Source organism: Paraburkholderia sp. SIMBA_054, assembly GCF_046534875.1.
Lineage (GTDB): Bacteria > Pseudomonadota > Gammaproteobacteria > Burkholderiales > Burkholderiaceae > Paraburkholderia > Paraburkholderia hospita.
The window spans coordinates 1-318 of sequence record NZ_JAWRXV010000456.1; the positions used below are offsets into that span (position 1 = coordinate 1).

Below are 318 nucleotides of genomic sequence, written 5' to 3' on the forward strand. Positions count from 1 at the left end.
GTACCTGACGGTCATCCTGGACCTGTTTAGCCGCCAGGTGGTGGGCTGGTCGCTCAAGCCGCACATGCGCACGGAGCTGGTTTCTGACGCGTTGCGTATGGCGTGGTTCCGTCGTCGCCCTGAGGCCGGTCTGATCGTGCATAGCGACCGTGGGAGCCAGTATTGCAGCGCCGAGTTCCAGGCACTGCTCAAGAGTTACGGCATGCAAAGCTCGATGAGCCGCAAGGCTAACTGCTGGGACAAGGCTTGCGTTTCACACTACACCTCCTCGCGTCGATCGGAAACAACGTCGGGATGGCGACGTCGGCAGGATAGCTT

1 protein-coding gene is annotated in these 318 nt (G+C 60.7%); it reads left to right on the top strand.

Annotated elements, in window-relative coordinates; all coding sequences use genetic code 11:
• A partial coding sequence (locus tag SB822_RS55890) for a DDE-type integrase/transposase/recombinase (RefSeq protein WP_410858950.1) occupies positions 1 to 318 on the top strand: 318 nt, incomplete at both ends.